The organism is Massilia varians, assembly GCF_027923905.1.
Taxonomy (GTDB): Bacteria; Pseudomonadota; Gammaproteobacteria; order Burkholderiales; family Burkholderiaceae_D; genus Telluria; species Telluria varians_B.
The window spans coordinates 3,102,946-3,118,331 of sequence record NZ_AP026966.1 but is presented as its reverse complement, the minus strand read 5'-3'; the positions used below and the strand labels follow the sequence as shown (position 1 = coordinate 3,118,331).

General features: G+C 66.6%; 16 protein-coding genes. 9 read left to right on the top strand and 7 right to left on the bottom strand.

Going from position 1 to position 15,386, the window contains the following annotated elements; all coding sequences use genetic code 11:
• Window positions 1-4: 4 nt before the first annotated feature.
• From MasN3_RS14100 to MasN3_RS14085, 4 genes are read right to left on the bottom strand one after another with little or no spacing between them, the layout of a single operon-like run.
• Window positions 5-304: a hypothetical protein gene (locus tag MasN3_RS14100; RefSeq protein WP_281907897.1), complete on the bottom strand. Its 300-nt coding sequence runs from the start codon at window positions 302-304 to the stop codon at window positions 5-7.
• A gap of 38 nt (window positions 305-342) precedes the next feature.
• Window positions 343-612 carry a DUF5985 family protein gene (locus MasN3_RS14095; RefSeq protein WP_281907895.1) on the bottom strand — a complete coding sequence of 90 codons (270 nt, stop codon included), beginning with the start codon at window positions 610-612 and terminating at the stop codon, window positions 343-345.
• A gap of 4 nt (window positions 613-616) precedes the next feature.
• Window positions 617-874: a DUF5985 family protein gene (locus MasN3_RS14090; protein ID WP_281907892.1), complete on the bottom strand. Its 258-nt coding sequence runs from the start codon at window positions 872-874 to the stop codon at window positions 617-619.
• Window positions 874-1,266, bottom strand: a complete 393-nt coding sequence (locus tag MasN3_RS14085) for a hypothetical protein (protein ID WP_281907891.1) — start codon at window positions 1,264-1,266, stop codon at window positions 874-876. Before MasN3_RS14085 ends, MasN3_RS14090 begins: the two co-directional genes overlap by 1 nt.
• A 193-nt stretch (window positions 1,267-1,459) precedes the next feature.
• Here MasN3_RS14085 and MasN3_RS14080 point away from each other — a divergent pair, with 193 nt between their 5' ends.
• The 6 genes from MasN3_RS14080 to MasN3_RS14055 all read left to right on the top strand — a co-directional run bounded on the left by MasN3_RS14080 (window position 1,460) and on the right by MasN3_RS14055 (window position 8,427).
• Window positions 1,460-2,245 (top strand): DNA/RNA non-specific endonuclease, encoded by a 786-nt coding sequence (locus tag MasN3_RS14080; protein ID WP_281907890.1) that lies wholly within the window; start codon window positions 1,460-1,462, stop codon window positions 2,243-2,245.
• 13 nt (window positions 2,246-2,258) lie between these two features.
• Window positions 2,259-2,516: a hypothetical protein gene (locus tag MasN3_RS14075; RefSeq protein ID WP_281907889.1), complete on the top strand. Its 258-nt coding sequence runs from the start codon at window positions 2,259-2,261 to the stop codon at window positions 2,514-2,516.
• Between the two features lie 137 nt (window positions 2,517-2,653).
• Window positions 2,654-3,091 (top strand): DUF2382 domain-containing protein, encoded by a 438-nt coding sequence (locus MasN3_RS14070; RefSeq protein WP_281907887.1) that lies wholly within the window; start codon window positions 2,654-2,656, stop codon window positions 3,089-3,091.
• A 13-nt stretch (window positions 3,092-3,104) separates the two neighbouring features.
• Entirely contained in the window at window positions 3,105-4,316 is a 1,212-nt protein-coding gene (locus tag MasN3_RS14065) for a YsnF/AvaK domain-containing protein (protein ID WP_281907884.1), read from the top strand.
• A gap of 230 nt (window positions 4,317-4,546) precedes the next feature.
• Window positions 4,547-6,604 (top strand): hypothetical protein, encoded by a 2,058-nt coding sequence (locus MasN3_RS14060; protein WP_281907882.1) that lies wholly within the window; start codon window positions 4,547-4,549, stop codon window positions 6,602-6,604.
• A gap of 215 nt (window positions 6,605-6,819) precedes the next feature.
• Window positions 6,820-8,427, top strand: coding sequence for a hypothetical protein (locus MasN3_RS14055; RefSeq protein ID WP_281907881.1), 1,608 nt, complete (start codon window positions 6,820-6,822; stop codon window positions 8,425-8,427).
• Between the two features lie 81 nt (window positions 8,428-8,508).
• Here the strand turns inward: MasN3_RS14055 and MasN3_RS14050 are convergent, their stop codons facing one another.
• The 3 genes from MasN3_RS14050 to MasN3_RS14040 all read right to left on the bottom strand — a co-directional run bounded on the left by MasN3_RS14050 (window position 8,509) and on the right by MasN3_RS14040 (window position 13,504).
• Window positions 8,509-11,385 carry a M16 family metallopeptidase gene (locus MasN3_RS14050; protein WP_281907880.1) on the bottom strand — a complete coding sequence of 959 codons (2,877 nt, stop codon included), beginning with the start codon at window positions 11,383-11,385 and terminating at the stop codon, window positions 8,509-8,511.
• Between the two features lie 98 nt (window positions 11,386-11,483).
• Window positions 11,484-12,476, bottom strand: coding sequence for a sensor domain-containing diguanylate cyclase (locus MasN3_RS14045; protein WP_281907878.1), 993 nt, complete (start codon window positions 12,474-12,476; stop codon window positions 11,484-11,486).
• Between the two features lie 128 nt (window positions 12,477-12,604).
• The gene (locus MasN3_RS14040; protein WP_281907877.1) at window positions 12,605-13,504 is read right to left on the bottom strand and encodes a sensor histidine kinase; all 900 of its coding nucleotides are present in this window, start codon (window positions 13,502-13,504) and stop codon (window positions 12,605-12,607) included.
• Window positions 13,505-13,708: 204 nt separating this feature from the next.
• Between MasN3_RS14040 and queE the strand changes: the two genes are divergently transcribed.
• Genes queE through tadA form a run of 3 tightly spaced genes read left to right on the top strand, consistent with a single transcriptional unit; the run spans window position 13,709 to window position 15,299 of the window.
• Window positions 13,709-14,344: a 7-carboxy-7-deazaguanine synthase gene (gene queE / locus MasN3_RS14035; protein WP_281907875.1), complete on the top strand. Its 636-nt coding sequence runs from the start codon at window positions 13,709-13,711 to the stop codon at window positions 14,342-14,344.
• Window positions 14,345-14,359: 15 nt separating this feature from the next.
• Window positions 14,360-14,806: a 6-carboxytetrahydropterin synthase QueD gene (gene queD, locus MasN3_RS14030; protein WP_281907874.1), complete on the top strand. Its 447-nt coding sequence runs from the start codon at window positions 14,360-14,362 to the stop codon at window positions 14,804-14,806.
• Window positions 14,799-15,299, top strand: coding sequence for a tRNA adenosine(34) deaminase TadA (gene tadA / locus MasN3_RS14025; protein WP_281907872.1), 501 nt, complete (start codon window positions 14,799-14,801; stop codon window positions 15,297-15,299). The genes queD and tadA overlap by 8 nt, the downstream gene beginning before the upstream one ends.
• The last annotated feature ends 87 nt before the right edge of the window (window positions 15,300-15,386 follow it).

Here is a 15,386-nt window from a genome sequence, read left to right as displayed (position 1 = left end):
AGAATTAGTCTTTTTCCGGCACGCCCTGGGAGGGAACCGGGGTCTTGAGCGCGTCGGGGAGCGCGTCGGCGATGCCGTTCTCGGGCAGTTGGCCGACCCGGCGCGCCTCGTCGGAATGCTGGTCGAGGCTGACTTCCTCGGCCACGTCGAAGCGGCCGTCCTCGGCGCCTTCGCTACCGGGAAGCAGGTTGTCGGAACGCTGGTCCTGGCCGCCGCCGGCGACAGGGTTCGCCTGCGGGGTGGCCTGCTCGTTTTCTTGCTGCTTTTCCGGGGCCATGCTGTCCTCCTGTTGACGGTTTTTCATGGCCCATTATCGCGCCGCACCGTGCGGCCGGGCGCACGCTAGCCGCGACCTCGCTTGGGCGGCAGGTTCTTCTCGACGATCGCCCACACGATCATGCCGTAGGCCAGCACCCGGATCAGGTAGTGCAGCGGCGAATCCTCGCCCGCCTCGTTCAGCACCGCGGAATAGATGCGGTGCACGCCTTCGATGAAAAAGGACAGGGCGAACCAGAGGAAGAAGCGGTCGCCGGTGTTGCGCCAGAAGCGCAGGAAGAACAGGGCGATGGTGAGCGAAGCCATCGAGATTGCACCGTACATCATCTGGACCATCGGCTCACTCCTTCTCGTAGATCAGGCCGTACAACAAGAGCAGGCATGCGACCAGGGCGCTGATGACCCGCAGCGGCATGAAATCGACGTTCGGAAACACGATCTTGTCGAAAATCAGGAATAAATTGTTGAAGGTCATCACCGCAAAGCACAGTCCGCTCCAGAACAGGAGACGGTGGCGCGTGCGCCGGTAGCTGGCGAACAGGAGCCAGGTACAGGCCAGCGAGGTCAGCATGCACAACGTGTAGATGAGTTCGCCCATTAGGTATCCTTTCGCAGGCGGAAGGCGTCGGCGAACTGCTGCGCCTTGCGGTCGAGAGTGGAATGGATGAGGTTGGTAACGTCCACCAGGTGCCGTGCGTACAGGTCGGCCAGGCCATCGATCCGCTCGCGCAGCGCGGCGCTGGCAGGCGCATAGCAATAGCAGTGTTCGTGCGGTGCGGGGCAGGGCGCGGCCATGCCGGATCGGCACAACTCGTCGAGCAGGCCGTCGGCGGTGCGCTCGCTGGTATACAGGCGCTGCGCCAGCATCTCTCCGCTCCATTGCTGGCCGGGATTCGCGCGCAGCAGCAGCAGCGCCTCGAGGAAGGGCACGGAGGGAACGCTCGTCAGGACGAAACGGCGCAAGTCCTCGGGAATTGGCGGACGATTCATTCGCTTCGGGTGTACTTTCCCAAAAGGAATCTTTTGTTAAGAAGGGCGCAAGTTTATCTCATTCTTCGGGGAAAGGCATTTCCAATCGTGCGCGTCTTTGCGCGCGATTGGCTTGGCCATCGGTTTGACCTCAATCAAGGCCGCTCGGCTACAATACGGCTTGACGATTTTCCAGCTTTCGCAGCACCTCACCATGTTCCGTACCCTCCTTGCCCGGCTCGGCCGGGCCGCCCTGCTGGGCGTACTGCTGGCCTCCGGCAGCGCCCAGGCCGCCAGCTGTGCCGACCATTACCTCGACGGCCGCGCGCCCGAGATCCGCAATCCTAAGCTAGCCACAGCCACTCGCGAGCTGTGCTACAGCGAGTTCAGCATCATGCATTCAGGCGTGACTCGTACGCCGCTATGGTCGGCTGAACACCTTTCTAGCAGCCAGCTCGCCGCTGCCAAAGGACGGGAACGCGAAAACGCTTTCCATGCGGAGCAGCAGCTGCCGCGCGGCCAACGCGCTGAGCTGTCCGACTATGCGCGCAGCGGTTTCGACCGCGGTCACATGGCGCCGAACGGTAACATGCCAGACCGGCGTGCCCAACTCGAAAGCTTCTCGCTCGCCAACATGGTCCCGCAGAACCGCGACCAGCACAGGGGAATCTGGACACCGATCGAAAATGAGGTGCGCGACATGGTCCGCAAGGAAGGTGAGTTGTACGTGGTTTCCGGTCCGGCCTTCCTTGGCAGCAGCCTGCAAAAGGTCGGCAATGTGATCGTGCCGAGTCACCTTTACAAGGTGGTGTATAGTCCCCGCCAAAAAGCCGCAGCCGCCTGGTTCATCGAGAACCGAAGCGGAGCGACGATCCACGAAGTCCCTGTGGCCGAACTGGAGCGCATCATTGGCATCGAATTGTTGCCCGCGCTGACCCGCCAACAGAAGAAGCGGATGCTCGCGCTTCCGAAGATTCGCCAGCGCAAGAACCGCAATTGAATCGGACGCCAATATGAGCCGCAAGAACAAGTTTACGCCCTTTGCCAATGAAGCCGACGTCCTCGAGATCGGCAACCTGATGCTGGAGAACCGCCTCGACCGCATCACTATTTCCGGCGACGTCGACCTGACCGCCGACCAGGCCGGGCTGGCGCTGGCGCGCCGCCTGCATGCGCAGCTCTCCGCGGTGGTCGACGCGCTCGAGGCGCGCGGACTGCCCGAGCACCTGCCGCCGCCCGACGTCCAGACCGTCGACAATCCCTTCGCCTGATCGCTTCCGCGACCTGGCCGGACGGCGCGGCCGCCGTCCCGGTGCGGTATACCGTTCCGTACGTCAAAGGTGCGCATGCCCCGATAAAAAGGGCGTAACCTCGTTCGTCCTATCCGGCGATACGAGGAGCTGTTCCGATGTCGAGCAATATCCCCGAGAACAAGCAGCAGGAAGGCCTGCGCATACCCGTGATCGAGGAGCAGTTGGCGGTCGGCACGCGCGTCGTCGAGACCGGCCGCGGCGTGCGTGTGCACAAGACGGTTGCGGAACATCCGGTCACCATCGACGAGCGCCTGGTGCGCGAGGAGGTGGACGTCCGGCATGTTCCCGTGGACCGGATCGTCGCGCTGGAAGAAGCACCTGCAAGCCGCTATGAAGGCGACACGCTGGTGGTGCCGGTTCTCGAAGAGGTGCTGGTGGTCGAACGCCGCCTGCGCATCAAGGAAGAACTGCACATCACCCGCGTGCGGCACGAGGAGCACTACCGCGACACCGTTGCGCTCAAAGCGGAGCGGGTCGAGGTCGAGCGCTTCGACGAGGCCGGTTCGCCACCCGCATCCGATACCCACCAATGATGGAGGAACGATCATGCAACATACTTTGGTAGCCGTTTTCGACAACAACGCCGACGCGCGCAGCGCGATGGACGAGCTGCTCGCGTCGGGCTTTCCGCGCTCCGACGTGCGCATGTCGGGAGACACCGGCACGACCGGGCTGACCGGGAGCGCGACTTCCACCGCCAGCTCCACCACCACGACCACGTCGGCCGACACCGGCATCGGCAGCAGCATCAAGCATTTCTTCAGCGACCTGTTTGGCAGTGACGAAGACGACACCCGGCGCCTGAGCAGCTACGAAGGCGCCGTCTCCGGCGGCAAGTGCGTGATCACCCTGAGCGCCGATTCGCTGCCGGAAGTTGAACGCGCCGCCGACATCGTCGAGCGCTTCGGCCCGATCGACATCGACGAACACTCCGACAACGTCGGCAGGATGGGCGCCAGCGGCGCCATGCTGCAGGGCAGCCAGAGCGGCATGCAGACCTACTCGGCGTCGGCGCAATCGGGCAGCGCCCAGCAGCAAGGCAAGCTGTCGGGCGCCTCGCTGCAGCGCGACACCGCGATGGAAACCGGCCGCAGCGGCACCACCCAAACGATTCCGGTGGTCGAAGAACAGCTCAAGGTCGGCAAGCGCGAAGTCCAGCGCGGCGGCGTGCGCATCTATTCGCGCGTGGTCGAGACCCCGGTCGACCAGACCGTCGGCCTGCGCGAAGAGCACGTCGATGTCCAGCGCCGCGCCGTCGACCAGCCGATCAGCCCGAGCGACGCGACCGCGTTCAAGGAGCAGACCATCGAGATGCGCGAGACCGCCGAGGAAGCCGTGGTCGAGAAATCGGCCCGCATCGTCGAGGAAGTTACGGTCGGCAAGCAGGTGGACGAACGCCAGCAGCAGATCCACGACACCGTGCGCCATACCGAGGTGGACGTGCAGCGCCTGGACGACACCACCGCGCGCTCCGACCTGCGCGACGACGACAGCTATTTCCGCAACCACTTCACCAGCACCTACGGCGCCACCGGGGCATCGTATGACGACTACGCGCCGGCCTACAGCTACGGTTCGCAGATGGCCAGCAGCGGCCGCTACACCGGACGCCAGTGGGACGAGGTCGAATCCGACCTGCGCACCGACTGGGAATCGCGCTACAGCGGCGGCCCCTCGACCTGGGAAAAAATGAAGGCCGCGGTGCGCCACGGCTGGGATCGCATGACCGGCGATACCGGCACCACCCGAAGCTACTGAGTCCGCGTCCCGGCGTGACGGACGGCGCCTGCGGGCGCCGTTTTCCATCCTCCCTACTGTCCGGTCAGGCGCGCGCGGGTACGGCCGGGTTTGCGGTAATCTGGTCCGGTGCATTTGCGCGCGGCGGGCTGGCGCGCGAGCTGTCGCGACCTTGTCCCGCTCACGCGAGCGGTCCGGGGCCGGACCGTTCGGCGGCCACCCCCGTCACTCACTTTAAGGGAGGAATGACCATGCAACATACTCTTGTAGCCGTGTTCGACAACCGGACCGACGCACAGAATGCGATAGACGAGCTGATGTCCTCGGGCTTCTCGCGTGATGAGGTCAAGCTGAGCAATGCCGATCCGACCGGGATGACCGACAGCGTCACTGGCAGCAGCGCCGCCAGCGGCACCAGCGACACCCTGGCCGACGGTACCGGCATCGGTATCGGCGCTTCCATCAAGCACTTTTTCACCGACCTGTTCGGCGCCGACAACAACGAACATGCCAGCCGGTACGAGGGCGCGGTCACCCGTGGCCACCACGTGCTCACCGTGCGTGCCCAATCCCTGCCGGAAGTGGAGCGCGCCGCCGACATCGTCGAGCGCTACGGTCCGACCGACATCGACGAACAGGCATCCGGCGCCGGTGCGATGGGCGCGGGCAGCGGCATGCCGGAGTCGATGCGCATGAGCGGCGCCGGCGGCGTGCAGCAATCCGCGCCGATGTCGGCCCAGTCCGGCGCTGGCATGAGCGCCGGCACGACGGCCGGCAACGGCAGCCTCGGCACCGCCGCGGGCCTCGGCGCAGCCACGGGCGCCAGCCAGCAGCTCGACAACCCGGGCGACCGCAAGCTGTTCCAGCAGCAGTCGCTGCACCAGGCCGAGCCGATGGGCACCACCTACCAGGAACCGATGGGCCAGAGCGGCCTGAGCGCGACCGGCGGCACCTCGCTCCAGGGTTCGACCCTGCAGGAAAACGCGGTGCAGGCCTCGTCCCTGGAAGGCACGCAGAACGACATGTCGATCCGCAGCTCGGGCGGCCAGGGCGGCACCCTGCAGGGCTCCTCGCTGGAAGGATCGGCGATGCAGGGCAGCGCCGGCTCGATGCAGCGCGATGGCGCGATGGGCTCGTCCGCGGGCAGCAGCCGCTTCACCGAGACCCAGCGCGGCCGCTCGCGCATCTACTCGCCGGGAACCGGCGCGGCGGCGACCGGCAGCGGCCTGGACATCGGCAGCAGCTTCTTCGGCGACGATGACGATTACTACCGCAACCACTTCCTGGCCAACTACAACGGCGAGGACTACGAGCGCATCAAGCCGGCCTACGCCTACGGCTCCGAGATGGCGCGCAGCGACAAGTACCGCGGCCGCAAGTGGGACGAGGTCGAGAACGACCTGCGCAGCGACTGGAGCACCCGCAGCGGCGCCAGCGCGGGCGACACCTGGGACCGTATGAAGGCGGCCGTGCGCCGCGGCTGGGACCGCATGACGAACGATGACGACGACACCATCTACCGCAGCCACTTCAGCAACACCTACGGCACGGCGGGCGGCTCGTATGACGACTACGCCCCGGCCTACAGCTATGGCGCCGAAAGCGCACGCAGCGACAAGTACCGCGGCCGCCGCTGGGACGAGGTGGAAAGCGACCTGCACAGCGACTGGGATACCCGTAGCGGCAGCGCCGCCGGTTCGACCTGGGAAAAGATGAAGGCGGCGGTGCGCCGAGGCTGGGACCGCATGACCCTCGACAAGGACGACGACAGCTATTACCGCAGCCACTACGACCGCACCCTGGGCAGCTCGGGCATGGATTACGACAGCGTCAAGCCCGCCTATGCCTACGGCTCCGAAATGCGCAGGAGCGAGCTGTATCGGAATCGCCCGTGGGACGACATCGAGGGCGACCTGGCGCGCGGCTGGGATTCCCGGATCTCCGGCGGCACCGGTTCGACCGCCGCGGCCGGCACCGGCGTGGGCGGCGCATGGGAAAGCATGAAGGCGGCGGTCCGGCACGGTTGGGACCGCATGACGGATGACGACGACAACGAGCGCGAATACCGCAGCCACTGGAACGCCACCTACAGCACCTCCAGCGACGCCGGCAGCTATGACGACTACAAGCCGGCCTACGCCTATGGCTCGTCGATGGCCCGCGATCCGAAGTACCGCGGCCGCCAGTGGGGCGAAGTCGAAAACGAGCTGCGCACCGACTGGGATACCCGCTACGGCAGCGGCGGCCAGTCGACCTGGGAAAAGATGAAGTCGGCGGTGCGCCACGGCTGGGATCGGATGACCTCCTGATCGCATTCCGTGCCAGGGCGGCCTGCCAGCTATCCAGGCACGCCGCAAGCCATTCACGCCCCCCAGGGTAACGCCCTGGGGGGTTTTTCTTTTCGGTGGCCCGGTATTGGAGTAGGCTGTTCGATGCAACGGCCATGCGCCGATGCGGGACGGGCCGGTCGGTTCGGCAGCCAGGATTGGCGCGCCCCGGGACTTACCGATGGGGAGGAACGACCATGCAACATACTCTTGTAGCTGTGTTCGGTAACCGGGCCGATGCACAGAGTGCGATGAACGCGCTGATTTCCGCGGGTTTCGCGCGCGAGACGCTCACGCTTTCCAATGCCGATCCGACCGGCATGACCGACAGCACCGGCGGCGCCGGCGGCGGCGCAGCAAGCGGCGGTAACGGCGCCAACCTGCGGCGCGTCTTTACCGACCTGTTCGGCGCCGACAACAGCCTGCGTGCCAGCCGCTACACCGGCGCGGTCACCCGCGGCCACCACGTCCTGGTGGTGGCCGCCGCTTCGCTGCCGGAGGCCGAGCACGCCGCCGACATCGTCGAGCGCTTCGGCCCCTCCGACATCGACGACGGGGAAGCGCAGGCCGGCGCCATGGCAAACGACACGGGCCGTCCGCCCGAATCGATGCGCATGGGCGGGGCCGCCAGCATGCAGCAGGCTTCGGCGCAGCCGGCGCAGCCGCGGGCGGCAGGCAGGCCGCATCTCGACAACCCGGGCGACGGCATGATCTTCCAGCAGCATTCGCTGTACCAGTCGGTGCCGACGGGAGGGACTTACCAGGAGCCGCTCGGAGAGAGTGGCCTCGGCGCCACCGGCAGCACCTCCTTGCACGGGTCGACCTTGCGCGAGAACGCCGTCCACGTTCCCAGCTTCGAGGACATCGAAACCGGCGGCGGCGAAGCGGGCCAGCGCGAATCTGGCCCCGGTGCCGCCCCCGCGCCGAGCGCGCGACTTACCGAGACCCAGCGCGGCCGCTCGCGCATCTATTCGCCGGAAACCCCGCCTCCCGCGGGTCATGGCAGCGGCCTCGACATCGGCAGTAATTTCTTTGGCGACGACGACGATTACTACCGCAACCATTTCCTGTCCAACTATGGCGACGCGGACTACGAAAGCGTCAAGCCGGCCTACGCCTATGGCGCCGATATGGCGCGCGACGACAAGTACCATGGGCGTGCCTGGCATGAGGTCGAGAACGAACTGCGCAGCAATTGGGAAGCCTTCGGCGCCGGCATCTCCGGTCTCACCTGGGACAAGGTAAAGGCAGCGGTACGCCGCGGCTGGGACCGGATCACGGTGCACCACGACGCCGACAGCTACTACCGCAGCCACTACGACACCCACCTGGGCGGCTCGGGGATGGACTACGACAAGGTCAAGCCGGCGTACACCTTCGGCGCCGAGATGCGCAGGAGCGAGCTGTACCGGAACCGCCCGTGGGACGACGTCGAGGGCGAGCTGGCGCGCGGCTGGCATGCGCGCGCCGGCGGCGGCAAACCCCTGGCGGGCGCCTGGGACCGGCTGAAGGCGGCGGTGCGCCACGGCTGGGAACGCGTCACCGGCGATGACGAGGAACGCGGCTACCGCAAACACTGGGACGCCGCCTACGGCAGCGCGGCGGACGCCGGCAGCTACGACGACTACCGTCCCGCCTATGGCTTCGGGGCGGCGATGGCGCGCGAGCAGCGCTACCGCGCTCGCCGATGGGACGAGGTCGAGAGCGCGCTGCGCGCCGACTGGGAGGCCCGCGAGGGCGGGCAGGCGAACTGGGAGAAGATGAAGCCGGCGGTGCGGCACGGATGGTATCGGGCCAGCTCCTGATCGCGCCGCGCTGCGCAGCGCCCAAAAAATCGGCGCCCCGCGGGGCGCCGATTTCACCGGCCGGGCAGGCAGCCGCTCACATCACTCGGCAAAGGCCTGCGCCGCCGGCGTGATCCGTACCGACTCCGGCTTGATCCCCAGCTTCATCGATCCGATCCGCTGGTCTTCGTCCAGCAGCGCCTGTGGCTTCTCTGCATCGTAGCTGATCGGCGAGAAGGCATCGCTCACCAGCCTGTCTTTCAGCGCGGCCGCGTCCTTGGTGATGATCACCACCGACAGGTTCTTGGCCGACAGGTGCTTCCGGATCGCGGCATTCACGTCCGCCACCGTCAGTTTGGCCAGGCCATCGCGCATCATGCGGGTGAATTCGGGCGTGCGGTACCACTGGGCGTCGAGCGCATAGCCCAGTTGCTGGTCCTGGGTGGCCGTCATCACGAACACGTTCTTTTCAAGATAGCCACGGGTGGTCTCGAAGTCCTGCTGCGACAGGCCGTTCTGGATCATCTTGTCCAGTTCGAACAGCGCGGCGCGCAGGGCGAAGTGGCCGTTCTGCGGCGCCACCGGGCGGATCCAGACTTCGAACAGCTGCGCCTTGCGGCCCAGGTTCGGGTTCGGGAAGAACTGGAACATCCCGCGCGGGAAGGCTTCGATGTAGGCATAGTCGCCGTAGTTCATGCCGCGCTCCTCGCGGATGCGCTGGTACAGGCGGGCGCTCGAGGCACGGTGCTCTCCGAGCCAGGTCTTGGCCAGCCACAGGGCCGGGAAGTCCGGATGCGAACGGGTCACCTCGATCGGCAGGCCGAAGGAGATCGCGGTGGCGCGGGTGTTCTTCTCGATGATCTCGACGTCCAGGCCGTTCGGCATGCGGCCGCGGATGGCCGGGGTCGGCGCCAGGCCGCCGGCTGCCGGCAGGCGCGCCAGCGCGCCCTTGAGCGAGGCGACCATGGCGTCCGACACGTCGCCCGAGATGCCGACCCGCACCGCGCCCTGCGTATAGGCCTGGCGATAGAAATTCTTGACGTCGTCCAGGGTGATCGATTCGATGCCCTTGACCGTGCCCAGCACCGGATGGCCGTAAGGGGTGCCGGCGAAGACGTTCGCCTGCAGGCGCTCCTTGCCGAATTCCTCCTCGTTGTTGTCCTTCAGGTCGAGCACCAAGGCATTCTTCTGGGCGTCCTTCAGGCGGCGGAAATCTTCTTCACGGAAGCCCGGATCGACCAGCAGCGGCAGTGCGATGCCGAGGTACTGGTCCCAGTTGTCCTTGTGTGTCGAGCCGCTGAAGGTGGTCACTTCCTTGTCGGTCTGCTCGGAAAAACTGCCGGCCAGCGGGAACAGGGCCTTGGTCACTTCATCGATCTTGCGCTCGCGCGAGCCGCTCGAGGCCACCATGGCCGCGGTCAGGGCCGCCAGGCCTTCCTTGCCCTTGGGGTCGTGCGCGGAACCGGCCGCGAACAGCAGCTTGAAGCGGATCTGCGGCAGGGCCGACTTCTGGACCAGCACGTCGAACCTGGCCTCGCCCGCCTTGGGCGCGAAACTGGCCAGCTTGGGCAGGCTCTTGATCGCTTCCGGCAGCGCTTCGTGCGAGAGGGTGGTCACCACCATCGACTCGTCCACCAGGTACTTGCGGGCGGCCGCCTGCAGGTCGGCCGGCGTGAGGCTGTCGACCACGCGGTAGTAGCGGTTCAGGGTGTCGTAGGAACGGTTGAAGTGCACGTAGGACGCCAGGGTGGAGGCGATCGCCTCGGTGTTGTCGAGCGTGCGGATCAGGCCGTACTTGTTGGCGGACTTCGCATCGGCCAGCGCGGCGCCCGTCACCGGTTCGTCGCGCAGCTTCGCCACGGTCTGCAGGATGGCGTCGCGCACGTACAGCGCGTCGCCCGGCTTCTTGACGCGCGCGCCGATCGTGGCCAGGGTCGGGTCGACCCGGTTCGGTACGAAGTCGAACAGCTGGTCGACCTTCTGCTCGTCCTGCACCAGGCGCTTGTACAGCGGCGAGGTGCGCCCGAAGGACAACGACAGCAGCATCGACAGCGCCGCCTGGTCCTTCTGCGTATCCGAGAAGGCCGGCGCCCGGAAGGCGACCGTCACCAGCGGCAGGGTCGGGGTCTGCCACGCCACGTGGCGGTACTGCGCGCCTTGCGGCGCCGGCTCGACCGGCACGTTCGACTTGAAGCTGCCGCGTTTCCACCCGCCCCAGTATTTCTCGACCATCGCCACCGCCTTGGCCGGCTCGACGTCGCCGGCGATGATGACCGTGGTGCGCTCCGGACGGTACCAGCGGTCGAAGAAGACCTTCGAGTACTCGTACTGGTTGGGCATGTCCTCGATGTCCTTCAGGAAGCCCATCGTGGTGTGGCGGTAGGTGTGGGTCGAGAACGCGGCTTCGCGCTGGGTCTCGAACAGCTTCTGCATCGGGTTCGCGCTGTTCTTGTTGTACTCGCCAAGCACGGCGCGCGACTCGGTCTTGAAGGCCTCGACCGGATAGGCCAGGTTCTGGAAGCGGTCGGCCTCGACCTTCAGGACCGTGTCCAGGTCTTCCTTGGCGAAGGTGGTGTAGTAGTTGGTGAGGTCGTCGCTGGTATAGGCGTTCTGGCGCGCACCGGCGCGGGTGATGATCTCTTGGTACTTTTCAGGCGGATACGTGGGCGTCCCGCGGAACATCATGTGTTCGAAGAAGTGGGCGAAACCCGACTTGCCCGGTTCCACTTCGTTGCGCGAGCCGGTCTGCACCGGGATGTGCACCGACACCAGGTTCGGGAAGCCGGTCGGTACCACGATCACCTTGAGCCCGTTGGGCAGGGTTTTCTCGACGGCCTTGAAGGGCAGGACATCGGCGCCGGCCGCTTTCGCGGTGGCGGCTTTCGCGGCCGGGGCGGCGCCGGCCGCCGGCGCGAAGGCCAGCAATGCGGCCGGCACGAGGGTCGCGAGGACGCTGCGCGACAGGGTGGTTTTCAACACGTTCTCTCCTTGTGGGAATATTACTATCCGCAAAGGATAGATTATTCAACAAGGAAAGAACAGGGAATTCAGGCGTGCATACCTGCGCCGGCCGCCTGCTAGGCCGCCTCGCTCAGGGGCAGGCTGATGCGGTTGCGGCCAAGATGCTTGGCCCGGTACAGGGCGGCGTCGGCGGTGGCGACCAGCTGGCTGGCGCTGTTGTCCGGGCCGGCCATGGCGGTCGCGGCCCCGATCGACACCGTCACGTGGCGGGTCGGCGCGCTGCCCGGCAGCTGCAGCTGCTCGACGCGGCAACGGATGCGTTCGGCCACGATGGCGGCCCCCTTGAGCGACTGGTTGGGCAGGATCACCGCGAATTCCTCGCCGCCGTAGCGCGCCACCAGGTCGTTGGCGCGCATCTCGCTGGCCACCGCGCGGGCGATGCGCTTGAGGCATTCGTCCCCGCCGAGGTGGCCGTTGGCATCGTTATAGGCCTTGAAGTTGTCGACATCGACCATCAAGAGCGACAGCGGCTGCTGCTGGCGCAGGGCGCGCGCCCATTCGGCGTGCAGGGTGTCGTCGAAACAGCGACGGTTGGCAAGGCCGGTCAGCCCGTCGCGGGTGGCCAGCTGTTCCAGGGCCGCCTGGGCCATCTTCTCGTCGGTGAGGTCGCGCAGGGTCTCCACCACCGCCGCCAGCTCGCCGTCCGAGCCGAAAATCGGGCTGGCGTCGGCGGCTAGGTAACGCCGGCGCCCGGCGCGCGGCATGTCGAACCAGCTTTCGATGCACAGGCTGGCCGGCGAATGCTCGGAGGCGGAGCGCGGCAGGATTTTACGCACGTCCTCGCTGCGGTTCTGCAGCACCAGGTCGGCCAGGGTAGGGCGGCGGTGTTCGTAGAAGCTGCGCCAATGGTCGGCCGTGCCGAGCACCTCGTGGGCGGCCACGCCGGTGAGCTGCTCGCAGGCCCGGTTCCAGATCATGACCCGCGCCTCGGTGTCGAGGACGAAGACCGGAATCGACAGGGAAGCCACCAGCTGACCGACGAACGCGCCATCTTTGACGAGCGCTGTCGGGGCGGGCGCGCTGGCGCTGGAGCTGTGTGGGCTGATCATGGTCGTCCTCTACGGTTCCGGTCCGGCAGCCGAATTGACTGCCAACAGGAAACGATTCTGCTACCGCGCAGGGACAACCTTATTGATTTTCAGCAAGAGCCTTTGCTGATAGCCGCCGGCACCCGGCTTTACGCCTGGACCGGTGTTCGCCGCAAGCGCAGCGTGGCACTCACGACCGTCCCGCCGCGCCGGCCCGGCAGGACGGTGAGGGTGCCGCCGAAGGCCTCGGTCCGCTCGCGCATGCCGTCGATGCCGCAGCCGCGGGCATCGAGGTGGCCCAGGGCGCCGGGGCCGATGCCGTCGTCTTCGATCGTCAGGACCGCCTCGCCGGCCGATTCCACCAGGGTCACGCAGACCATCGTGGCCTGGGCATGGCGGGCCACGTTCGACAGCGATTCCTGCAGCACCCGAAACAGCACCGCGTCCTGTTCCTGGTCGCGGCGTTCGTCGTCCTCGCCGCCGTCCCGCCCCGCATCCAGGCGGTAGTCCAGGCCATGCAGGCGCGCGAAGTCGGCCAGGTGGCGCTCGGCGGCGTGACGCAGGCTCATGCCCTTGGCGATTGGACGCAGGCCGGTGACCAGCGCGCGCACCGAACGGATGGCGGTATCCAGGTTGCCGATGGCGGCGGTGAGCTTGTCATGTACGGCAGGGGAAGTGCCGCGTACCGCAGCCTGCTGGAGCGCCAGCTCCACCCGCAGCGACAGCAGCCGGTGGCCGAGCTCGTCGTGCAGGTCGCGGGCGATCCGGGCCCGCTCGGCTTCGCGCACGCTTTCCTGCTTGCGCACCAGGCGGCACAGCACCTCGTGGCTGCCCGCCAGGGCGTCCTCGACATCGGCATGGGCACCGCGCTCGGCCTCCAGCTGCTGCTCCAGCGCGCGGATCCGTTCCTGGGTGGCGTGGCCGCGGCGCTCGAGCAGCACGGCCAGTGCGATGGCGGCCAGGGTCACCATCGCCGCGGCCATCATTTCGGGCGGTGCGCCGCGTAGCGGCAGCGGCATGGCGGCGCTGGCCGGTGCGCTCAGTGCCATGGCGCCGAGCACTGAGGCAAACGCTGAAAATGGGACTAGGAATGAGCTGTGCTTGTTCATGGCATCCTTCTGACTAGCATTCGGAAGATTCCGTATGAAGGTACACCTGAGTCCCATGGGCAATATTGCTCATCCTCAATGCATGGATGCCTGGCCGACGGCGCCGGACGCAGGGTATAATCGCCGGTTGACGAGAGGCTTACCGTGACTTACAGCATCAAAGAGATCTTCTATACCCTGCAGGGCGAAGGCGCCCATGCGGGGCGCCCGGCCGTGTTCTGCCGCTTTTCCGGCTGCAACCTGTGGACCGGGCGCGAGGCCGACCGTGCCACGGCCGTCTGCACCTTCTGTGACACCGATTTCGTCGGCACCGACGGCGAGCGCGGCGGCAAGTTCCGCGCGCCCGAGCTGCTGGCGGCGGAGATCGACGGCCTGTGGCCGGCCACCCACAGCGCCAGCAAGTACGTCGTCTTCACCGGCGGCGAACCCCTGCTGCAGCTGGACCGGCCGCTGATCGACGCCATGCACGCGCGCGGCTTCACGATCGCCATCGAGACCAACGGCACGCTGCCGGTCCCGGAAGGCGTGGACTGGATCTGCGTCAGCCCCAAGATGGGAGCCGAGCTGGTGGTCGCGAAGGGCAACGAGATCAAGGTGGTGATTCCCCAGGCAGGCCAGGACCTGTCCGCCTACGAGGGGCTCGACTTCGAGAATTTCTACGTGCAGCCGATGGACGGCCCGCTCGCCGCGGACAACACGCGCCTGGCGATCGAAACCTGCCGCCGCAATCCCAAGTGGAAGCTGAGCCTGCAGACCCACAAACTCCTCCAGATTCCCTGAATCATTGCTGACCCGATGTTAACTATCACCCGCAAGCTGGAATTCGATGCCGGCCATCGCATTCCCGACCACAAGAGCCAGTGCCGCAACCTGCACGGCCACCGCTACACCCTCGAGATCACCCTGACCGGCGACGTCATCGATGTTGAAGGAAATTCCGACAACGGCATGATCATGGATTTCTCCGACGTCAAGACCCTGGCCAAGCAGCATCTGGTCGACGTGTGGGACCATGCCTTCCTCGTGTACGAAAAGGATGACAAAGTACGCGAGTTCCTCGCCTCGCTGCCCGACCACAAGACCGTGGTGATCGACTGCATCCCGACCGTGGAAAACCTGGCGCGCGTCGCCTTCAACATCCTCAAGACGGTCTTCACCGACCGCTACGGCACCGGCCTGCGCCTGCATAAGCTGGTGCTGCACGAAACCCCGAACTGCTGGGCCGAAGTGACCGATGCTTGAGCGCTACATGGGGCTGGCCCTGGAACAGGCCAGGCTGGCCTGGGCCGAGGGCGAGGTGCCGGTAGGTGCGGTGGTGGTCAAGGACGGCGAAGTGATCGCCACCGGCTACAACCAGCCGATCGGCCGCCACGACCCCACCGCCCACGCCGAGATCGTGGCGCTGCGCGCCGCCGCAGCCAAGCTCGGCAACTACCGCCTGCCGGGCTGCGAACTCTACGTGACCCTCGAGCCCTGCGTCATGTGTTCGGGCGCGATGATGCATGCGCGCCTGGCGCGCGTGGTGTACGCCGCGCGCGATCCCAAGACCGGCGCCTGCGGGTCGGTGCTCGACCTGTTCGAGCAGGAGCGGCTCAACCACCATACCGAGGTGCAGGGGGGCGTGATGGCGGACGAGTCGAGCAGCCTCCTGAAAGCCTTCTTCGCCGAGCGCCGCGCCGCGGCCCGCAAGCTTCCCGCGGCGGATGAGCACGGGCCGACTGGCTGTTCGGCGTAAGCGTTCGGCGTAAGACGAGTCGTACGCCGGCACGAGCGCCCGCCCCCTGGTGAAAGTGATATGCTGTTTGCAGGCCGCCCGGTGGTT

What these genes read in the sequence shown, in the direction of transcription:
- MasN3_RS14055 (WP_281907881.1), top strand. Translation starts at nt 6,820, where the DNA reads ATGCAACATACTCTTGTAGCTGTGTTCGGTAACCGGGCCGATGCACAG.
- MasN3_RS14100 (WP_281907897.1), bottom strand. Translation starts at nt 304, where the DNA reads ATGAAAAACCGTCAACAGGAGGACAGCATGGCCCCGGAAAAGCAGCAA.
- MasN3_RS14060 (WP_281907882.1), top strand. Translation starts at nt 4,547, where the DNA reads ATGCAACATACTCTTGTAGCCGTGTTCGACAACCGGACCGACGCACAG.
- tadA (WP_281907872.1), top strand. Translation starts at nt 14,799, where the DNA reads ATGCTTGAGCGCTACATGGGGCTGGCCCTGGAACAGGCCAGGCTGGCC.
- MasN3_RS14065 (WP_281907884.1), top strand. Translation starts at nt 3,105, where the DNA reads ATGCAACATACTTTGGTAGCCGTTTTCGACAACAACGCCGACGCGCGC.
- queD (WP_281907874.1), top strand. Translation starts at nt 14,360, where the DNA reads ATGTTAACTATCACCCGCAAGCTGGAATTCGATGCCGGCCATCGCATT.
- MasN3_RS14090 (WP_281907892.1), bottom strand. Translation starts at nt 874, where the DNA reads ATGGGCGAACTCATCTACACGTTGTGCATGCTGACCTCGCTGGCCTGT.
- MasN3_RS14040 (WP_281907877.1), bottom strand. Translation starts at nt 13,504, where the DNA reads ATGGCACTGAGCGCACCGGCCAGCGCCGCCATGCCGCTGCCGCTACGC.
- MasN3_RS14080 (WP_281907890.1), top strand. Translation starts at nt 1,460, where the DNA reads ATGTTCCGTACCCTCCTTGCCCGGCTCGGCCGGGCCGCCCTGCTGGGC.
- MasN3_RS14095 (WP_281907895.1), bottom strand. Translation starts at nt 612, where the DNA reads ATGGTCCAGATGATGTACGGTGCAATCTCGATGGCTTCGCTCACCATC.
- MasN3_RS14070 (WP_281907887.1), top strand. Translation starts at nt 2,654, where the DNA reads ATGTCGAGCAATATCCCCGAGAACAAGCAGCAGGAAGGCCTGCGCATA.
- MasN3_RS14085 (WP_281907891.1), bottom strand. Translation starts at nt 1,266, where the DNA reads ATGAATCGTCCGCCAATTCCCGAGGACTTGCGCCGTTTCGTCCTGACG.
- MasN3_RS14075 (WP_281907889.1), top strand. Translation starts at nt 2,259, where the DNA reads ATGAGCCGCAAGAACAAGTTTACGCCCTTTGCCAATGAAGCCGACGTC.
- MasN3_RS14045 (WP_281907878.1), bottom strand. Translation starts at nt 12,476, where the DNA reads ATGATCAGCCCACACAGCTCCAGCGCCAGCGCGCCCGCCCCGACAGCG.